The sequence below is a fragment of the Subsaxibacter sp. CAU 1640 genome, assembly GCF_023156585.1.
In the GTDB taxonomy this organism is placed as follows: domain Bacteria; phylum Bacteroidota; class Bacteroidia; order Flavobacteriales; family Flavobacteriaceae; genus JBPOFM01.
The window spans coordinates 90,334-106,344 of the sequence record NZ_JALNMI010000001.1; the positions used below are offsets into that span (position 1 = coordinate 90,334).

16 protein-coding genes are annotated in these 16,011 nt (G+C 36.3%); 7 read left to right on the forward strand and 9 right to left on the reverse strand.

What is annotated here, in order from left to right:
- The first annotated feature begins 31 nt into the window (after nt 1-31).
- Together M0G43_RS00355 and M0G43_RS00360 are read left to right on the forward strand one after the other, a co-directional pair.
- The gene (locus M0G43_RS00355; protein WP_248022507.1) at nt 32-829 is read left to right on the forward strand and encodes a DUF547 domain-containing protein; all 798 of its coding nucleotides are present in this window, start codon (nt 32-34) and stop codon (nt 827-829) included.
- A 4-nt stretch (nt 830-833) separates the two neighbouring features.
- Complete coding sequence (locus M0G43_RS00360) at nt 834-1,520, forward strand: TIGR04283 family arsenosugar biosynthesis glycosyltransferase (RefSeq protein WP_248022508.1); 687 nt, start codon at nt 834-836, stop codon at nt 1,518-1,520.
- Here the strand turns inward: M0G43_RS00360 and M0G43_RS00365 are convergent.
- The 3 genes from M0G43_RS00365 to M0G43_RS00375 are packed head-to-tail and all read right to left on the reverse strand — an operon-like array spanning nt 1,517 to nt 3,823.
- Nucleotides 1,517-2,278, reverse strand: coding sequence for a metallophosphoesterase (locus tag M0G43_RS00365; RefSeq protein WP_248022509.1), 762 nt, complete (start codon nt 2,276-2,278; stop codon nt 1,517-1,519). The two genes, M0G43_RS00360 and M0G43_RS00365, sit on opposite strands and share 4 nt — an antisense overlap.
- Nucleotides 2,278-2,811 (reverse strand): O-acetyl-ADP-ribose deacetylase, encoded by a 534-nt coding sequence (locus tag M0G43_RS00370; RefSeq protein ID WP_248022510.1) that lies wholly within the window; start codon nt 2,809-2,811, stop codon nt 2,278-2,280. The genes M0G43_RS00365 and M0G43_RS00370 overlap by 1 nt, the downstream gene beginning before the upstream one ends.
- Nucleotide 2,812: 1 nt before the next feature.
- Nucleotides 2,813-3,823, reverse strand: coding sequence for a glycoside hydrolase family 113 (locus M0G43_RS00375; protein ID WP_248022511.1), 1,011 nt, complete (start codon nt 3,821-3,823; stop codon nt 2,813-2,815).
- 95 nt (nt 3,824-3,918) lie between these two features.
- Here M0G43_RS00375 and M0G43_RS00380 point away from each other — a divergent pair, with 95 nt between their 5' ends.
- From M0G43_RS00380 to M0G43_RS00400, 5 genes are all read left to right on the forward strand, one after another.
- The gene (locus tag M0G43_RS00380; protein WP_248022512.1) at nt 3,919-5,223 is read left to right on the forward strand and encodes an NAD(P)/FAD-dependent oxidoreductase; all 1,305 of its coding nucleotides are present in this window, start codon (nt 3,919-3,921) and stop codon (nt 5,221-5,223) included.
- Nucleotides 5,220-6,818 carry a 4Fe-4S binding protein gene (locus M0G43_RS00385; RefSeq protein ID WP_248022513.1) on the forward strand — a complete coding sequence of 533 codons (1,599 nt, stop codon included), beginning with the start codon at nt 5,220-5,222 and terminating at the stop codon, nt 6,816-6,818. Before M0G43_RS00380 ends, M0G43_RS00385 begins: the two co-directional genes overlap by 4 nt.
- A 68-nt stretch (nt 6,819-6,886) precedes the next feature.
- Entirely contained in the window at nt 6,887-7,579 is a 693-nt protein-coding gene (locus tag M0G43_RS00390) for a glycosyltransferase family 2 protein (protein ID WP_248022514.1), read from the forward strand.
- The gene (locus tag M0G43_RS00395; RefSeq protein WP_248022515.1) at nt 7,576-9,066 is read left to right on the forward strand and encodes a cellulose synthase family protein; all 1,491 of its coding nucleotides are present in this window, start codon (nt 7,576-7,578) and stop codon (nt 9,064-9,066) included. Before M0G43_RS00390 ends, M0G43_RS00395 begins: the two co-directional genes overlap by 4 nt.
- A gap of 116 nt (nt 9,067-9,182) precedes the next feature.
- Nucleotides 9,183-10,568 carry a mannosyltransferase gene (locus M0G43_RS00400; RefSeq protein ID WP_248022516.1) on the forward strand — a complete coding sequence of 462 codons (1,386 nt, stop codon included), beginning with the start codon at nt 9,183-9,185 and terminating at the stop codon, nt 10,566-10,568.
- Here the strand turns inward: M0G43_RS00400 and M0G43_RS00405 are convergent.
- From M0G43_RS00405 to M0G43_RS00430, 6 genes are all read right to left on the reverse strand, one after another.
- On the reverse strand, nt 10,537-10,950 hold the full coding sequence (locus M0G43_RS00405; protein WP_248022517.1) for a VOC family protein: 414 nt from the start codon (nt 10,948-10,950) through the stop codon (nt 10,537-10,539). The two genes, M0G43_RS00400 and M0G43_RS00405, sit on opposite strands and share 32 nt — an antisense overlap.
- A gap of 174 nt (nt 10,951-11,124) precedes the next feature.
- Nucleotides 11,125-11,463, reverse strand: a complete 339-nt coding sequence (locus tag M0G43_RS00410) for a hypothetical protein (protein WP_248022518.1) — start codon at nt 11,461-11,463, stop codon at nt 11,125-11,127.
- A gap of 2 nt (nt 11,464-11,465) precedes the next feature.
- Nucleotides 11,466-12,443, reverse strand: coding sequence for a deoxyhypusine synthase family protein (locus tag M0G43_RS00415; RefSeq protein ID WP_248022519.1), 978 nt, complete (start codon nt 12,441-12,443; stop codon nt 11,466-11,468).
- Nucleotides 12,430-13,371 (reverse strand): agmatinase, encoded by a 942-nt coding sequence (gene speB / locus M0G43_RS00420; protein WP_248022520.1) that lies wholly within the window; start codon nt 13,369-13,371, stop codon nt 12,430-12,432. The genes M0G43_RS00415 and speB overlap by 14 nt, the downstream gene beginning before the upstream one ends.
- Nucleotides 13,364-14,761, reverse strand: a complete 1,398-nt coding sequence (locus M0G43_RS00425) for an arginine decarboxylase (RefSeq protein WP_248022521.1) — start codon at nt 14,759-14,761, stop codon at nt 13,364-13,366. Before M0G43_RS00425 ends, speB begins: the two co-directional genes overlap by 8 nt.
- 310 nt (nt 14,762-15,071) lie before the next feature.
- A complete protein-coding gene (locus M0G43_RS00430) occupies nt 15,072-15,980 on the reverse strand; it encodes a pseudouridine synthase (protein WP_248022522.1) in 909 nt (302 codons plus the stop codon).
- Nucleotides 15,981-16,011: the final 31 nt, after the last annotated feature.

The following is a 16,011-nucleotide window of genomic DNA, read 5'->3' on the forward strand; positions in this document are numbered from 1 at the left end:
CATAGTTTTGAACTCTATAAAACACACACTTATGAAATCATTCATAAAATTTTACGGCATTTTGCTCCTTTTTGCTTTTACAAGTTGCACCTTGTTTACAGCCGCAGGCATCACAAGCCAAGGACAGCCGACAAAGGAAGTTGATGGCAAATTGACCTCAACCACCGCAAACAGTGCTGTAAATATTGACCATTCTGCTTGGGACAACCTTCTAAAGAAATATGTCAACGACAAAGGTTTTGTGGACTATGAAGGTTTCAAAACCGATGAAGCAAAACTGAAAGATTATTTGACTATGTTGTCCAAAAACGAACCAAATGATGATTGGAGCGTTCAAGAATTGCTTGCTTATTACATCAATCTTTACAACGCGGCGACCATCCAATTGATTATTGAAAAGTATCCCACAAAAAGTATCAAAGACATTAAATCTCCTTGGACCAAATCGTTTGTGAAAGTTGGTGACCGAAAGTTATCACTTGGAGGTATTGAAAATGGTGTTTTGAGGAAAATGGACGAACCGAGAATTCATTTTGCCATCAACTGCGCTTCTTTTTCCTGTCCGAAGTTGAGAAGGGATGCCTACACGGCAGCAAAAATCAATGAACAACTAGATGTTGCCGCAAAAGAATTTATCAATAGTGATAAGAATGAGATTTCAGAAAACAATCCAAAACTGTCAAAGATTTTTGATTTTTATACTGGTGATTTTAAGGTGAATGGAAAAAAGAATTTGATAGCTTATATCAATAAATATAGTAATACCAAAATCAATCCGAATACCAAATACACTTTCCTCGAGTACGATTGGAGTTTGAACGAGCAATAATGTAATGATAAGCATTATCGTACCCATATTGAATGAATCTGAAGGCATTGCAAAATTGCTAACGCATTTAACGGATAATTCTTCTAGAAAAAACATTTCAGAAATTATTGTGGTGGACGGCGGAAGTACGGATAATTCCAAAGAAATTGTAGAAAGTTTTGAAAATGTCAAACTTTTGATCTCGGAAAAAGGTCGTGCCAAGCAGATGAACCTTGGTGCAAAACATTCCACTGGAACAATTCTTTATTTTTTGCACGCTGATTCTTTTCCTCCTAAAAATTTTGATGCCTTAATCATCAATGAAGTGAATAAAGGTAACAATGCTGGCTGTTTTAAGATGAAATTTGACAGTAAACATTGGTGGTTGTGCAGTGTGGGTTGGCTGACGCGTTTCAATTGGCGCGCTTGCAGAGGCGGTGACCAAAGCCAATTTATTACCAAGGAATTGTTTGAGGAGATTGGTGGCTATGATGAGAATTATGTGATTTATGAAGACAATATTCTCATCAATGAATTGTACAATCGGAAGCAATTTGTGGTCATTCCAGAAACCATTCAAACCTCTGCAAGACTATACAAAAAACACGGCGTTTGGAAGTTGCAATATCATTTCGGAATGATATATTTTAAAAGGTGGCAAGGTGCAAATTCTGATGAGTTATTTGCCTATTACAAAAAACATTTGTGTTAAGGTTTTTCAGCTAAAATCTCCTTTAGCGACAATTGATTTCTACCACGTTCATTAGGATACAATTCCATCAAAGTTTGCGTTTGAAACACTTCTTTTGAATCAATATTGATACCTGACAATTTCCCAAAGAATGCAGCTCCAGTATCAACATTCCAAACATTGATGGCGTTCATTGGCTCTGTCGAATTAAAATTTAATGTTGGTGTGTGACCAATAAAAATCTCGTCATAATGCATTAGCCGTTTTGGATACAATTCGGAGTTTTTTTCGATGCGTTTGTCCATCGTCAGCGCCATCTCCCAAAGCGTTCGGTCGTAATAAAATGTGCTTTTGGAGACTTCTTGAGTTATTCCGTGCATTGATGTAAATCCAGCGTGGAGAAACAATCTATTTTCATTATCCAAATGATACATTTTCATTCGCTCAAAAAATTCAAGATGTTCCTTTTTTTCATCTTCTGAAAAGCCAGAATAACTTTCAATCGTTCTTTTTCCTCCGTGATTCAACCAAACTGGTTCTGCTCTAGCCGTTCGCAGCCAATCTTCACACCAAGCATCGTGATTTCCTTTGATAAAAATGCAATCATACCTCTTTGACAGTTGCATCAGATAATCAATCACTTGCGCCGATTCACTCCAGCCGTCAACATAATCACCGAGAAAAATCAACCTATCGTTATCTCCAAGTTTTAAAAGTTTAATCAGCTCCTCCAAACCTCTTAAACCACCGTGAATGTCACCTATTGCGAATGTTTTCATTAAATTTTATTTGGATTTAATAGCTTCTCATATATCGCATAATTTTCATCATCAAAACACACGAAAAGCACTTCGGAAATAATATTGAAATAGTAGTTCTTTACTGCGCCCACGGCAACTTCAGCGGCCAATTGTTTCGGAAATCGATAAATACCTGTACTAATATTAGGAAAAGCAATGCTCTTCAAATTGTTCTTTTCAGCTAATAGAAGGCTATTGATGTAGCAATTGGTTAATTGCTCCTTTTCATTTTCAAGTTTACTACCTCCATTATAAACTGGTCCAACAGTATGAATTACTTTTTTTGCCGGTAAATTTCCAGCAGTAGTTATGACGGCCTCTCCTGTTTTACATTTACCTTGTCGATTACGTATTTTTTGACAATCTTCAAGAATTTCGGGTCCACCAGCTCTGTGAATAGCTCCATCGACACCTCCTCCACCTAATAGGGACGAATTAGCTGCGTTTACAATTGCATCTGCGTCAACTTTAGTGATGTCACCTTTTATCAAATTAATTTTTACATTATTCATTCTACTTGTATTTTGAGTAATGTTCTCTTATCACCTCTTCCGCAGGCTTGTTCTGTGGTGTAAACCGATTGTTTTCAGATGCTCCTACTTCCGAATGTTGATGGAACCATTTCCATACAAAACCGCCTGCAAACCAATCTTCATTCCAAAATTCATCAAACAACGCTTGGGTTAAGATTGCTTGCGCCTCCATATTCACCTGACCTTCTTCCATATCGACTCGCCACGGCTGTTTGCCAGCATAATCAATACTTCTGTAACCATATTCTGTAAACAAAATTGGTTTTTGATGAGTTTCAAAATGTGATTTCAATAGATTTTTATGTGCCTGCCAACCTTTCTTGCAAACTTCCAGCGTGGGCGTTTGTTCGTCGCTGACAGGGAAGTAAGCATCCACTCCTATATAATCCAATTCGCTCCAAAAAGGCGTGCGCTCGTATTCATTCCAGTTGGCAGCATAGGTGAGTTTCCCTTTGTATATGTTGCGAACATCCTTTACTAATTGATGCCAAAAGTCTGGACGCTCATCCACAAAACCCTCAAGTTCTGTTCCAATACAAAACACGTCAATATCAGCCTCTTCAGCAACCTGCGCAAACTTTAAAATAAATTTAGAATATGAATTTTCAAGTGCTATCCAATCTTCTTCGTGCGCCATTTTTATGAATCCGGTAAACTCGCCATTCCAAACCCAAATTTGTGGTTTCAGCATTATGTTAATGCCATTTTTCTTCAACTCTTTCGCATACTGTTTGATACCATCTTCGCGTTCGCCAAACCATTGTCTTTCGGTATTGAATCGAATTTCAGGATGCGATAATTCTCGAATAAATCCGAAGGGCATCAACGAAGCGTAATTAGCATTCAAACTTACAATTGGCTTGATATGTTGTTCACCAATGGTATCTCTGGAAGCCACGAAACTCACGCCATTCACCTTTTCAGGCTTCGACGATTTCATCGCGCAGGAACACGTAATAATCAAAAGCGTAAAAATCAAAATTTGCTTCATAACAAACATATATTCCTTAAATTTAAACAATCGCTTTGAAACGGATTAAGGTTTTGTACAAACGTTCGACAAAACTTTCAACTTAACACAATCAAATGGAACACATCGCCATCATCGGCAACGGCATTTCGGGCGTCACTGCTGCCAGACACATTCGGAAATTATCTGACAAAAAAATCACCATCATTTCTGCTGAAACAGAGCATTTTTTTTCGCGTACGGCCTTGATGTACATTTATATGGGACATATGAAGTATGAGCACACGAAACCTTATGAAGATTGGTTTTGGAAGAAAAATCGCATTGATTTAAAATTCGGTTTTGTGAATTCGATTGATACAGAAGCACAAGTTCTGAAGTTTTATGATGGAAGTGAAATGCTGTATGACAAACTCATTTTGGCCACAGGAAGCAAGTCGAATAAATTTGGATGGCCAGGTGAAGATTTGAATGGTGTTTTGGGCTTGTACAGTAAACAGGATTTGGATTTATTGGAACGTTTGGCTCCGAACAAAGAAGTTTGCAAACGTGCAGTAATTGTTGGCGGAGGATTGATAGGTGTGGAATTGGCCGAAATGCTTCATACAAGAAATATTCCCGTAACACTCTTGGTTCGCGAATCCAATTTTTGGGGAAATGTATTGCCAAATGGCGACGCTCAACTCATCAATAACCATTTGAAAAATCATCATATCGATTTACGCTTATCTCGCAATCTGAAGGAAATTGTTTCAGATGAAAATGGAAACGTCAAATCAGTTATAATCGAAGAAACTGGTGAAGAAATCCCTTGCAATGTTGTTGGTTTGACTCCTGGAGTGTCTCCAAATATTGACATCGTAAAACAATCGAATATTGAAACCGACAAAGGTATTTTGGTCAATCGTTATCTTGAAACAAATGTTCAAAATGTTTATGCCATTGGAGATTGCGCACAGCAACGAGAAGCCATTGGGAATAGAAAACCTGTTGAAGCTGTTTGGTACACCGGACGAATGATGGGCGAAGTGGTGGCGCAGACCATTTGTGGAAATAAGATGGCCTACAAGCCTGGACATTGGTTCAATTCTGCCAAGTTTTTTGACATCGAATATCAAACTTATGGTTGGGTATTTTCAAAACCGAAAGAAGGGAATGCACATTTTCATTGGAAACACGAAGATGGAACAAAATGTATCACAATAGAATTTGAAGTCGCTACCAATCGATTTTTAGGAGTTAACACTTTCGGAATTCGGATGAAACACGAGGTCTTCGACCGATGGCTCACAGAAGAAAAATCGATGGATTATGTCATTGAACATTTGAAAGAAGCCAATTTTGACCCAGAATTTTATAAGTCATTTGAAAGAGACATCACTATTGAATACTCTAAACAATTTAAAAAACTATCTGTATGAGCTATAAAACAAACAATAGTATGTCTTTGGCAAGTCCAGATTCCAAAAGCTTGAGCACCAAACAAAAAATTTCAGTTGGCGTTGGAATGCTTGGGTTATTCATTTTGATTTTGGCATATTTCAACATAGATTTTCCAAATAGAGCCCTATTCTTGACAGCATCATTAGTTTTAATGACCATCGGAACTGTCTTGTTCGCAAACGATGCTTATTTGACCAAACACGAAGGCATCAAGAATGATGGAGTTTGGTTTAAATCCATTACATCGCGAGGACTTTGGGCTTGGGTTACAGGTATTGCCTTGACCTTGTTTTACATCGTTTTGTATTTTAAGGCGGCTTGGTTTGGGCTTGGTGAAGATGGCAAGGCCAACACTGGACTCGTCGCACTTTTTGACCCATTGAGCTATTTACTGAATGGTGGTCCAGCAAGTCAATGGTTTGTTTACGGAACCTTATACACCGTTGCGATTCTGATTTTTGGATACAAGTTTATTCTGAAATATCGCCATAATAAGTACGAACGTCTTCGAACCTTTTCGGTGATGTTCTTTCAATTGGCTTTTGCCTTTTTGATTCCTGAATTTATGGCAAGATTAAATTCGGATAGTTTTAAGTTGCCATACTATGATTTGAAAAATATTTGGCCTCTTAATTATTACAATTTTGAAAAATATCGTGTTGATGAGTTTATCAGCGCTGGAGATATTGGGATTGCGCTGTTGCTATTTGGAGTTCTTTCCATATTTGTCATTACACCTATACTTACTTACAAATACGGGAAACGCTGGTACTGCTCTTGGGTTTGTGGTTGTGGTGGCTTGGCAGAAACCGCTGGAGACCCATTTAGACATTTAAGTGATAAAAGTATGTTTGCTTGGCGTGTCGAGCGTTGGGTCGTGCACAGCGTTGTAGTGTTCGTAACATTGATGACCACAGCGGTTATTTATTCCTATTTAGGAACTGATTCCAGCAAATACTGGCTGACGAAAGATGTGTTTTTAATTGGAGTTACCATCTTATTGACTGTGGTTTTTTTATGGGCGATTATTTTTAAAAGAGAACAATTGGCAAAAGACGCAAAACTTGGCGCCATAGGCTATTTCGTCATTATCATCACATTGATTGGAATGCATTTTTTCAGTGATACGAAACACGTATTTTGGTTTGATGCAACCTCATTGAAAAAAACCTATGGATTTTTGATTGGTGCTGTATTCTCTGGTGTTATTGGCGTAGGTTTCTACCCTATTTTTGGAAGTCGTGTTTGGTGTCGATTTGGATGCCCAATGGCTGCCATATTAGGGTTTCAACAACGATTGTTCTCAAGATTTAGAATCACAACCAATGGGGGCCAATGTATATCCTGCGGTAATTGTTCTACTTATTGCGAAATGGGAATTGATGTGAGAGCCTATGCCCAAAAAGGTGAAAACATTGTTCGCAGCAGTTGTGTCGGTTGCGGCATTTGTTCAGCAGTTTGCCCTAGAGGAGTTTTGAAACTTGAAAATGACACGATGAAAGGTCGCATCAACTCTAATGATATTCTATTGGGTAACGATGTCGATTTAATGGACTTGGTCAATCAGAAATAGTTTTCAGTCATACTCGCAGTTTTCGGATTGAAAAACTATGCTACTTTTGCAACTACTTTCAAAACCAAATGACCAACATTAAAGTAATTATTCCTGCCTATAACGAAGAGCAATCCATTGGACTGGTCATTAAAGAAATTCCATCCATCGTTAATGAAATCATTGTTGTAGATAATAATTCGTCGGACAAAACTTTCGAAGTGGCGCAAGAAGCAGGTGCAACTGTTCTGAAACAGCATATTATGGGTTATGGTAATGCCTGTCTAAAAGGACTGGAATATATTGCTAATCAAGAGGTAAAACCAGAAATTATTGTATTTTTGGATGGCGACTATAGCGATTATCCAGAAGAATTGACCAAAATTGTGCAGCCAATTATTGAGGATGATATCGATTTGGTCATTGGTGCTAGAGTGAAAGCGTTTAGGGAAGATGGCTCCATGATGCCGCAACAAATTTTTGGCAATTGGCTAGCGACTAGTTTAATGCGTTTATTTTTTGGTGCAAAATTTACCGATTTGGGTCCTTTTCGCGCTATAAAATATCAAAAGTTGCTCGATTTGAAGATGCAAGACCCTACTTATGGGTGGACTGTGGAGATGCAATTGAAGTCCAAACGCCAGTGTTTATCGTATATTGAGGTGCCTGTACACTACAAAAAAAGAATTGGTGTGTCAAAAGTATCAGGAACCATAAAAGGTACTATATTTGCAGGCGCAAAAATCTTAAGTTGGATTTTTAAATATAGCTTTAAAAAATGATTATTGAATCACTTATTATTGTAATTTACACTGTGGCTATCGTGCTGATTTTTATGTATGCACTAGCCCAATTGAACTTATTGTTCAATTACCTGACCTCTAAAAATACTGAAGATAATTCAGATATTTTTGATCTCTCAAATCCTGACGAAGTACCTTTCGTGACCATCCAATTACCGGTCTTCAACGAAATGTATGTTATGGATCGTCTTTTAGACAACATTGCACTTATCGACTACCCAAAAGACAAATTGGAAATCCAAGTGTTGGACGATTCTACTGACGAAACAGTAAAATCAACTTTTGAGCACGTTGAAAAATTAAGACAAACTGGTCTTGATATTACACATATTTGTCGAACAGACAGAAGTGGATTCAAAGCTGGTGCCTTAAAAGAAGGTTTGAAAATTGCAAAGGGTGAATTTGTTGCTATTTTTGATGCGGATTTCTTACCAGAACCAAACTGGCTGAAAAAGACCATACCTTATTTTAAGGATGAGCAAATTGGCGTGGTGCAAACACGTTGGGGACACATCAACAGAAACTATTCGCTGTTGACAAAAATCCAAGCCTTTGCCCTAGATGCTCATTTTACATTGGAACAAGTAGGACGCAACAGCAAAGGACACTTTATCAACTTCAATGGAACCGCTGGCATATGGCGTAAAACCTGCATTTTAGATGCTGGGAACTGGGAAGGTGATACATTGACAGAAGATTTGGACTTGAGTTACAGAGCCCAATTGAAAAATTGGAAATTCAAGTATTTGGAAGATGTTGAAACACCTGCCGAATTGCCTGTAGTTATCAGTGCCGCACGTTCACAACAATTCCGTTGGAACAAAGGTGGAGCCGAAAACTTCCGTAAGATGATGTGGAGAGTTTTAAAGTCGAAGAATATTTCACCAAAAACCAAATTCCACGGTATACTACATTTGTTGAATAGCACAATGTTCCTAAATGTGTTTATTGTTGCAATTTTGAGTATTCCAATGTTGTATATCAAAAACGAATATGCTCACTTGCGTTATTACTTCTATTTTATGAGTTTCTTCGTGATGAGTACAATGATTTTCTTTGTATGTTATTGGATGATGTACAAAAGTATTTATGGGAATGGGTTTAAGAACTTTTTCACTTATGTTCGAACATTCTTTACGTTTTTCTCTATAGCAATGGGCTTTTCATTACATAATTCTATTGCAGTTTTGGAAGGTCATATTGGCAAAAGAAGTGAATTCGTAAGAACACCGAAATTCAACATCAGCAGTTTGAAGGATAGTTGGAAGGGCAACAAATATTTGGCCAAGAACATCTCAATGAATGTGATCATCGAAGGTGCATTGATGCTCTATTTTGCATTCGGATTGTACAGTGCCTTTATTGTAGGTGACCAAGGAGGTGACTTTGGATTGTTTCCATTTCACTTAATGCTTTGCATTGGTTTTGGTTATGTATTTTTCAAATCATTGACCTCAAAAGCTTAATTAATTGAAGTTATAAGACCTATTCTTTTATACATATTGAAAGGTCTTCTCAAATAAAAAGACTAAATGGACCTCGCTAGTTTTCTTAACTTGCGAGGTCTTCAATTTTCAACCAGATGCTCAACACTGCGAATTTCAAAATTTATAAGACACCCGTTCTTTATGCACTTTTGAGCATCTTGCTATACTGGATTTTTGCATATGATCTTGTCAGAACAGATTTTAGCAAGCTTCTTCTGCTCTATTCTGGCTTGTTTCTTCTATTTTATAAGTTGATGCAAAATCACAAGGTCAATTTTAATCTACTCTTGATTTTTGCTGCAATCTTTCGAATAATGTTTCTTTTTGCGATTCCTAATCTATCACAGGATTTTTATCGCTTTATCTGGGATGGACGACTATTGATAGAAGGCCTCAACCCTTATCTTTACAAACCAGAATCATTCATTCAAAATAATCAATTTCCGATAGCTCAAGCCCAAGAACTTTATCAGGGAATGGGAACTTTGAATGGAAGCCATTTTACCAATTATCCACCTATTAAACAATGTATTTTTACAGTTGCAGCATTCATCAGCGGAAAAAGCATCATAGGTTCTGCTATAGTTTTTCGCGTGTTTATTATTACTGCAGATTTTGGAACGCTTTACTTCGGAAAAAAATTACTTGAGAAACTCAATATTCCCGTCAACAAAATCTTTTGGTACATACTCAATCCGTTTATAATTATTGAGCTCACGGGCAGTCTACATTTTGAAGGTGTTATGGTGTTCTTTCTTGTTTGGAGCTTATATCTGTTGTATGTTGGTAAATGGAAGTTGGCAGCAGCCATTTTTGGGCTTTCCGTTTCAACCAAATTGATTCCTTTGCTACTATTGCCCTTATTTTTTCAATGGTTCACAAAAAGACAATCTAATGATTTTAAACCATTGGGATTCTATAAACTGATAAGTTACTACAGTATTGTAGCTATTGTCATCATTCTTTTATTTGCACCATTTTTCTCCTCGGAATTCATCAGCAATTACTCAAAAACCGTAGGTTTATGGTTCACTGATTTTGAGTTTAATGCCAGTATCTACTATGTGGCTAGGGAAATTGGATACGTGCTTACAGGTTACAATCAAATTGCGGTCATAGGTAAATTTATTCCCGTGATCGTTATTCTGTTTTCGATAGCATTCACATTTATTAGAAATAGCCGTACAATGCCCAATTTAATTTGCTCAATGGTCTTGTTGATAGCGGTGTACTATTTCGTATCCACGACCATCCATCCTTGGTATTTAACAACAATTTTGGCACTATCTATCTTTACAAATTATAAATTCCCTTTGATTTGGTCGTTTGTAATCGTCTTAAGCTATTTCACCTATGCCAATAGTAATTATTCCGAAAATCTGTGGGTTATTGGTCTCGAATACCTTTTGGTGTATGCAGTTTTTGTTTGGGAAGTATTTTTTAAAAAACCTAACTCTCAAAAATTTCTTGTGAATTCGTAAAGCACTTAAATTCTACTGTATAGTCATTTGGGTCTTTTACGAAGAATGAATGGTGTTCACCAACCTTGTTTTCAAGGAATTTTACTTCTGAAACAATGTCATACTTTTTGGATTTCAATCGATCCAACACTTCTTGCCAATCTGATTTGTTCAAGATGATCCCAAAATGGAAAGAAGGAAGTATATCTCCATTAAAATTATAGCTTTTGCATTCAAACTTAAAAGGTCCACATTCAGTGAATGTTATTTGATTGCCATACAAATTGACATCAGCCCATTTTACAGCTGAACGACCTATTTTAGCTCCTAGAATATCCGAATAAAACTCACGAGTTTTATTGACATTGACGCACGGTAAAGCAAGATGAAATTGAGTTGTCATAGAAGTTAGTTTTCATAAAGTTACTAATTTTTTCCACTCAAAATCATTAAATATCTAAAATACTTATTCTTAAATGTTAGTATTACCAAAATAAAAAAGTCGCCAAAACGAGGCGACTTTTGCAGTCTTCAAAATATGAAGTTTTTATTTAAATTTATAGACTTGATTCAAAAATTAGTCCACATCTCCTTCATCGTCCATCTCTGGGTCATCTTCGCCCATTTCCGGATCTTGAACTGCTTCTGGATCGTCTGAATCAAAATCTTCATAATCGTCTTCGTCATAATTTTCCATAGTCACCTGAAGCTTGGTGCTTACTTTTACCAAATATTTGGTATCATCAGTAGTCACTTCTACTGCCTCAATAATTTCGTTGTTGGCATTCCTAAACGTAATGATATTCTCATCATCATAACCGTCAGGATATTTTTCAACCAACAAAGCTAAAATTTCTGGTGTCAGCTTTTTAAAGTCAACAATAACGCGTTTAAGATTATCTCTTTTGTTACTCATAATTACATATCTAATAGGTAGGCAAAAATAAGTGGTGCAACAATAGTGGCATCACTTTCTATTATAAATTTTGGTGTGTCAATATCTAATTTTCCCCAAGTAATTTTTTCATTTGGAACTGCTCCAGAATAAGATCCATAACTTGTGGTGGAGTCACTGATTTGGCAGAAATAACTCCAGAACGGTGTGTCGGTGCGTTCCATATCTTGATACAACATAGGAACGACGCAGATAGGAAAATCACCTGCGATACCACCTCCTATTTGGAAAAACCCAATACCGTTTTCTGAATTATCTGTATACCAATCTGCTAGAAACGTCATATATTCGATTCCTGACTTCATAGTACTTGCCTTCAATTCTCCTTTAAGAACGTAGCTGGCGAAAATATTACCCATGGTACTATCTTCCCAACCTGGTACAATTATAGGTAAATTTTTCTCTGCCGCAGCATACATCCAAGAATTTTTTATGTCGATTTCATAGTATTCTTCAAGCACTCCGCTCAACAACATCTTATACATAAATTCGTGTGGGAAATAACGCTCACCATTGAGTTCAGCATCTTTCCAAATCTTAAAAATATGTTTTTGTAAACGTCTAAAAGCTTCTTCTTCGGGAATACAAGTGTCGGTCACACGATTCAGACCTTGCTCCAGCAAATCCCATTCTTCTTGAGGTGTCAAATCTCTATAATTTGGAACTCTTTTGTAATGGGAATGTGCCACCAAATTCATAATATCTTCCTCAAGATTGGCACCTGTACACGATATAATTTGAACTTTATCTTGTCGGATGACTTCTGCAAATATTTTTCCCAACTCGGCAGTACTCATTGCTCCAGCCAAAGAAACTAGCATTTTTGAGCCTTTTTCAAGTTGTGCTTCATAACCCTTTGCAGCATCTACTAAAGCTGCTGCATTGAAATGAAGGTAATAGTTTTCAATAAAATTAGTAATCGGTCCTTTAGTCTTCGTCATCATTATCAAATTTTGAAAATTTACTGGTGGATGAACCAGATTCCTTAAAGTTACTTTCGTAACCGTCCTCTACATTGTCATCCAAAAATTTATAGCTTAACATTTTGTAGTACAATTTGGCAGCCAAGAAATCGGAAGATTTTTCACTTGGATCTGGGCACAATTCAACAATGTCAAAACCAACGACGTTTTTCTCTTCAAATATCCTTCTTAAAAAATCCAAGGTCTCATACCACAACAATCCTCCTGGCTCTGGAGTTCCTGTTGATGGCATAATAGATGGATCAAAAGCATCCAAATCGATAGTAATAAACACATTATCTGTCATTTGGTCAATAGCATTGTCCATCCAGAACTCGTCATTAACCATATCATGAGCGAAATACGTTTTTTCCTCATCCATAACAGTCGTTTCAATAACGTCCATACTACGAATACCAACCTGAATTAGATTAGTCGTTTGACTAGCCTCGTAAACTGCACATGCATGATTGCACTTGCTACCTTGGTATTCCTTTCTCAAATCGGCATGCGCATCTATCTGCAATACGGTAAGATTGTCAAAGCATTCGTTAAAAGCCCTGATGGTTCCAATAGAAATAGAATGTTCGCCGCCAAAGATGGTGACAAATTTGTTGCGCTTGATGTATTTTTTGACTGTTTGATGTACTTCATCCACCATTTTTTCTGGTGAAGAATTCTCGGTAACGGCATCAGCAAGATACACACCTTGCTTATATACTTCAGTGCCTGTCTCTATATCATAAAGCTCCATGTTTTCTGAAGCATCCAAGAATGCTTTTGGCCCTTTGTCCGCACCTTTTTGCCAAGTACTTGTACCATCATATGGCACTGGAATCAAAACGATTTTAGCCGTTTCAAGTTTGGAATATTCTTCGTCTATTCCTGCATACGTTATATTACTCATTGTAACCTAAAATTTTAAGTAAGTCTTCACTTTTTTGTTGTTCACTAAATAATTCGGTCGTTATTTGACCATTTTCATCTCTATCGATTAAAATATGCTTTGGCGAAGGTATCAAACAATGTTGCAATCCTCCAAATCCGCCAATGGTTTCTTGATAAGCTCCTGTATTGAAAAACCCAAGATACAAAGGTTTTTCTTTATTGTACTTTGGCAGGTAAATAGCATTCATATGCTGTTCACTGTTATAGTAATCATCACTATCACATGTTAATCCTCCTAAAAGTACTCTTTCATAACTGTCATACCAACGATTGATAGGCAGCATAATGAATCGCTTGTTGATGGCCCAAGTATCTGGTAATGTGGTTATAAATGATGAGTTGATCATATTCCACTTTTCTCTATCATTTTGTTGTTTCTGATACAAAACTTCATAAATGGCTCCGCCACTTTCACCTACAGTAAAACTTCCGAATTCGGTGAAGATATTTGGGACATCTACTTCCTCTTGCTCACAGAACATTTTTACCTGATTGATAATTTCATCAACCATATATTCATAGTCATAATCAAATGCCAACGAATTTTTAATAGGAAATCCACCTCCAATGTTCAAACTGTCTAACGAAGGACAAATATGTTTTAAACTTGTATAAACTTTCAAACATTTAGACAACTCGTTCCAATAATAAGCATTGTCACGAATACCTGTGTTTATAAAAAAGTGTAGCATTTTTAGTTTTACCTTCTTATTTTCCCTTATCTGACTTCTATAAAACGGAAGAATGTTTTTATAACCAATTCCTAAACGTGAAGTATAGAATTCAAATTTGGGTTCTTCTTCAGAAGCTATTCTTACACCAATATTGAATTTGCCATTTATTTCTTGTGACAATAAATCGATTTCTTCATAATTGTCTATAATTGGAATGCAGTTTTTATGCCCGTTATTTACAAGTCTTGCAATATTGGCAACATACTGTTCTCGCTTAAACCCATTGCACAACACATAAGTTTTATCTGAAATTTTACCTTCCTTCTTTAGCTTTTCTACAATATCTATATCAAAGGCAGAAGATGTTTCTATATGAATATCATTTTTCAATGCTTCGTTCAGAACATGCTTGAAATGTGAGCTTTTGGTGCAATAACAATAATGATACTTACCTTTATATTTGTGTTTTTTTCTCGCTTTGGCAAACCAATCTTTAGCACGATTGATGTTATTTGATATTTGAGGTAAATATGTAAATTTTAAAGGCGTCCCATAGTCTTCAACCAATTGCATCAAATCGATATCATGAAATTGCAGGTGTCTATCTTCAAGCTTGAATTCTTCTTGAGGAAAATAAAAGGTTTGATTTATAAGATCAATATATTTTGTATTCATTATTTTTTATTGAAATTTAAAATTCTGAAAAAAAAATTAATTGGCGCAATAAATGGCGAAAAAATCATATTTGGATTTGCTTATATTTTGGATAAAACACAAGCTGTAAGTGTCTGATTGAATACAATTTCAAATCAGATTTTAGCTTTGAGAATCGCTTACTAGTCGTGTAAATTGCTCTAGAACATATTGTCATCACGTCCACGAGCCAAGTTGTGAAAATATCATTAAATTATTCAACTTTATGAATTACAAAAGAAGTATAAAAATTTTAAAATCAATGAGGTTTTTAATTTTTTTTAGGTAAAAATTAAGGAAGCATTTTCAAGGTATTGACCTCTTGCTGTGTTAAGTGTTTCCAATGACCTCTTGGAATGTCCTTTTTGGTAAGTCCAGCAATTGAGACACAATCCAATTTTACAATCTCATATTTCAAATGGTCGAATATAGATCTAATAACTGTATTACCAGTGTTTTTGATTTTTAAGCCTATCTTATTTTTTGGTTCGCCATCAATATAACTGATTTCAACCACGCTCACGGTCTTACCTTCAATATTCAAACCAGCTTGGATTTGTTTGAAATCTTCAAGCTTCAGGTTTTTGTCCAATTCAATTTGAAAAAGTCTTGGTACACCATTTTTTGAATTGGTGAACTTTTTAACCAAATCATCGTCGTTAGTAAACAATATCAAACCCAAAGAGTTTCTTCCCAGTCGACCGATAGGTTTTATACGAGCAGTAGTAGCATTCGCAACTAAATCCATCACAGTTCTACCCTTACCTTCACTTGTGGTTGTGGCAAATCCTTTGGGTTTATTTAGCAATACATATGCCTTTTTTTCGGGAGCTATTTTGGCACCATCAAATTTAACCTCATCAGTCAATTTGACCTTATAACCCATTTCTGTAATTATTTTTCCGTTGACAGTAACGCTACCAGTTGCAATATGCATATCTGCATCGCGACGTGAACATAGACCAGAATTGGCGATGTATTTGTTCAATCGGATTTCATCTGGATTTGATTTCTTTTCTGAAGATTTGTTATCCGTTTGAGGCTTCTCTGGAGAAGATTGCCTCTTTTTCATTGGCGCATTGCCTCTTGCGTAGCTTCCTTTTGAGCCATCACCACTTCGACTAAAAGATTTATTACCTTTTGCCAATTGTCCTCTTCCCGAAGATTTCCCTTTCCCGCTACTTCCTTGATGTCTGCTCATAATGCTTGCTTTAAGTTGCAAAGATACTTTT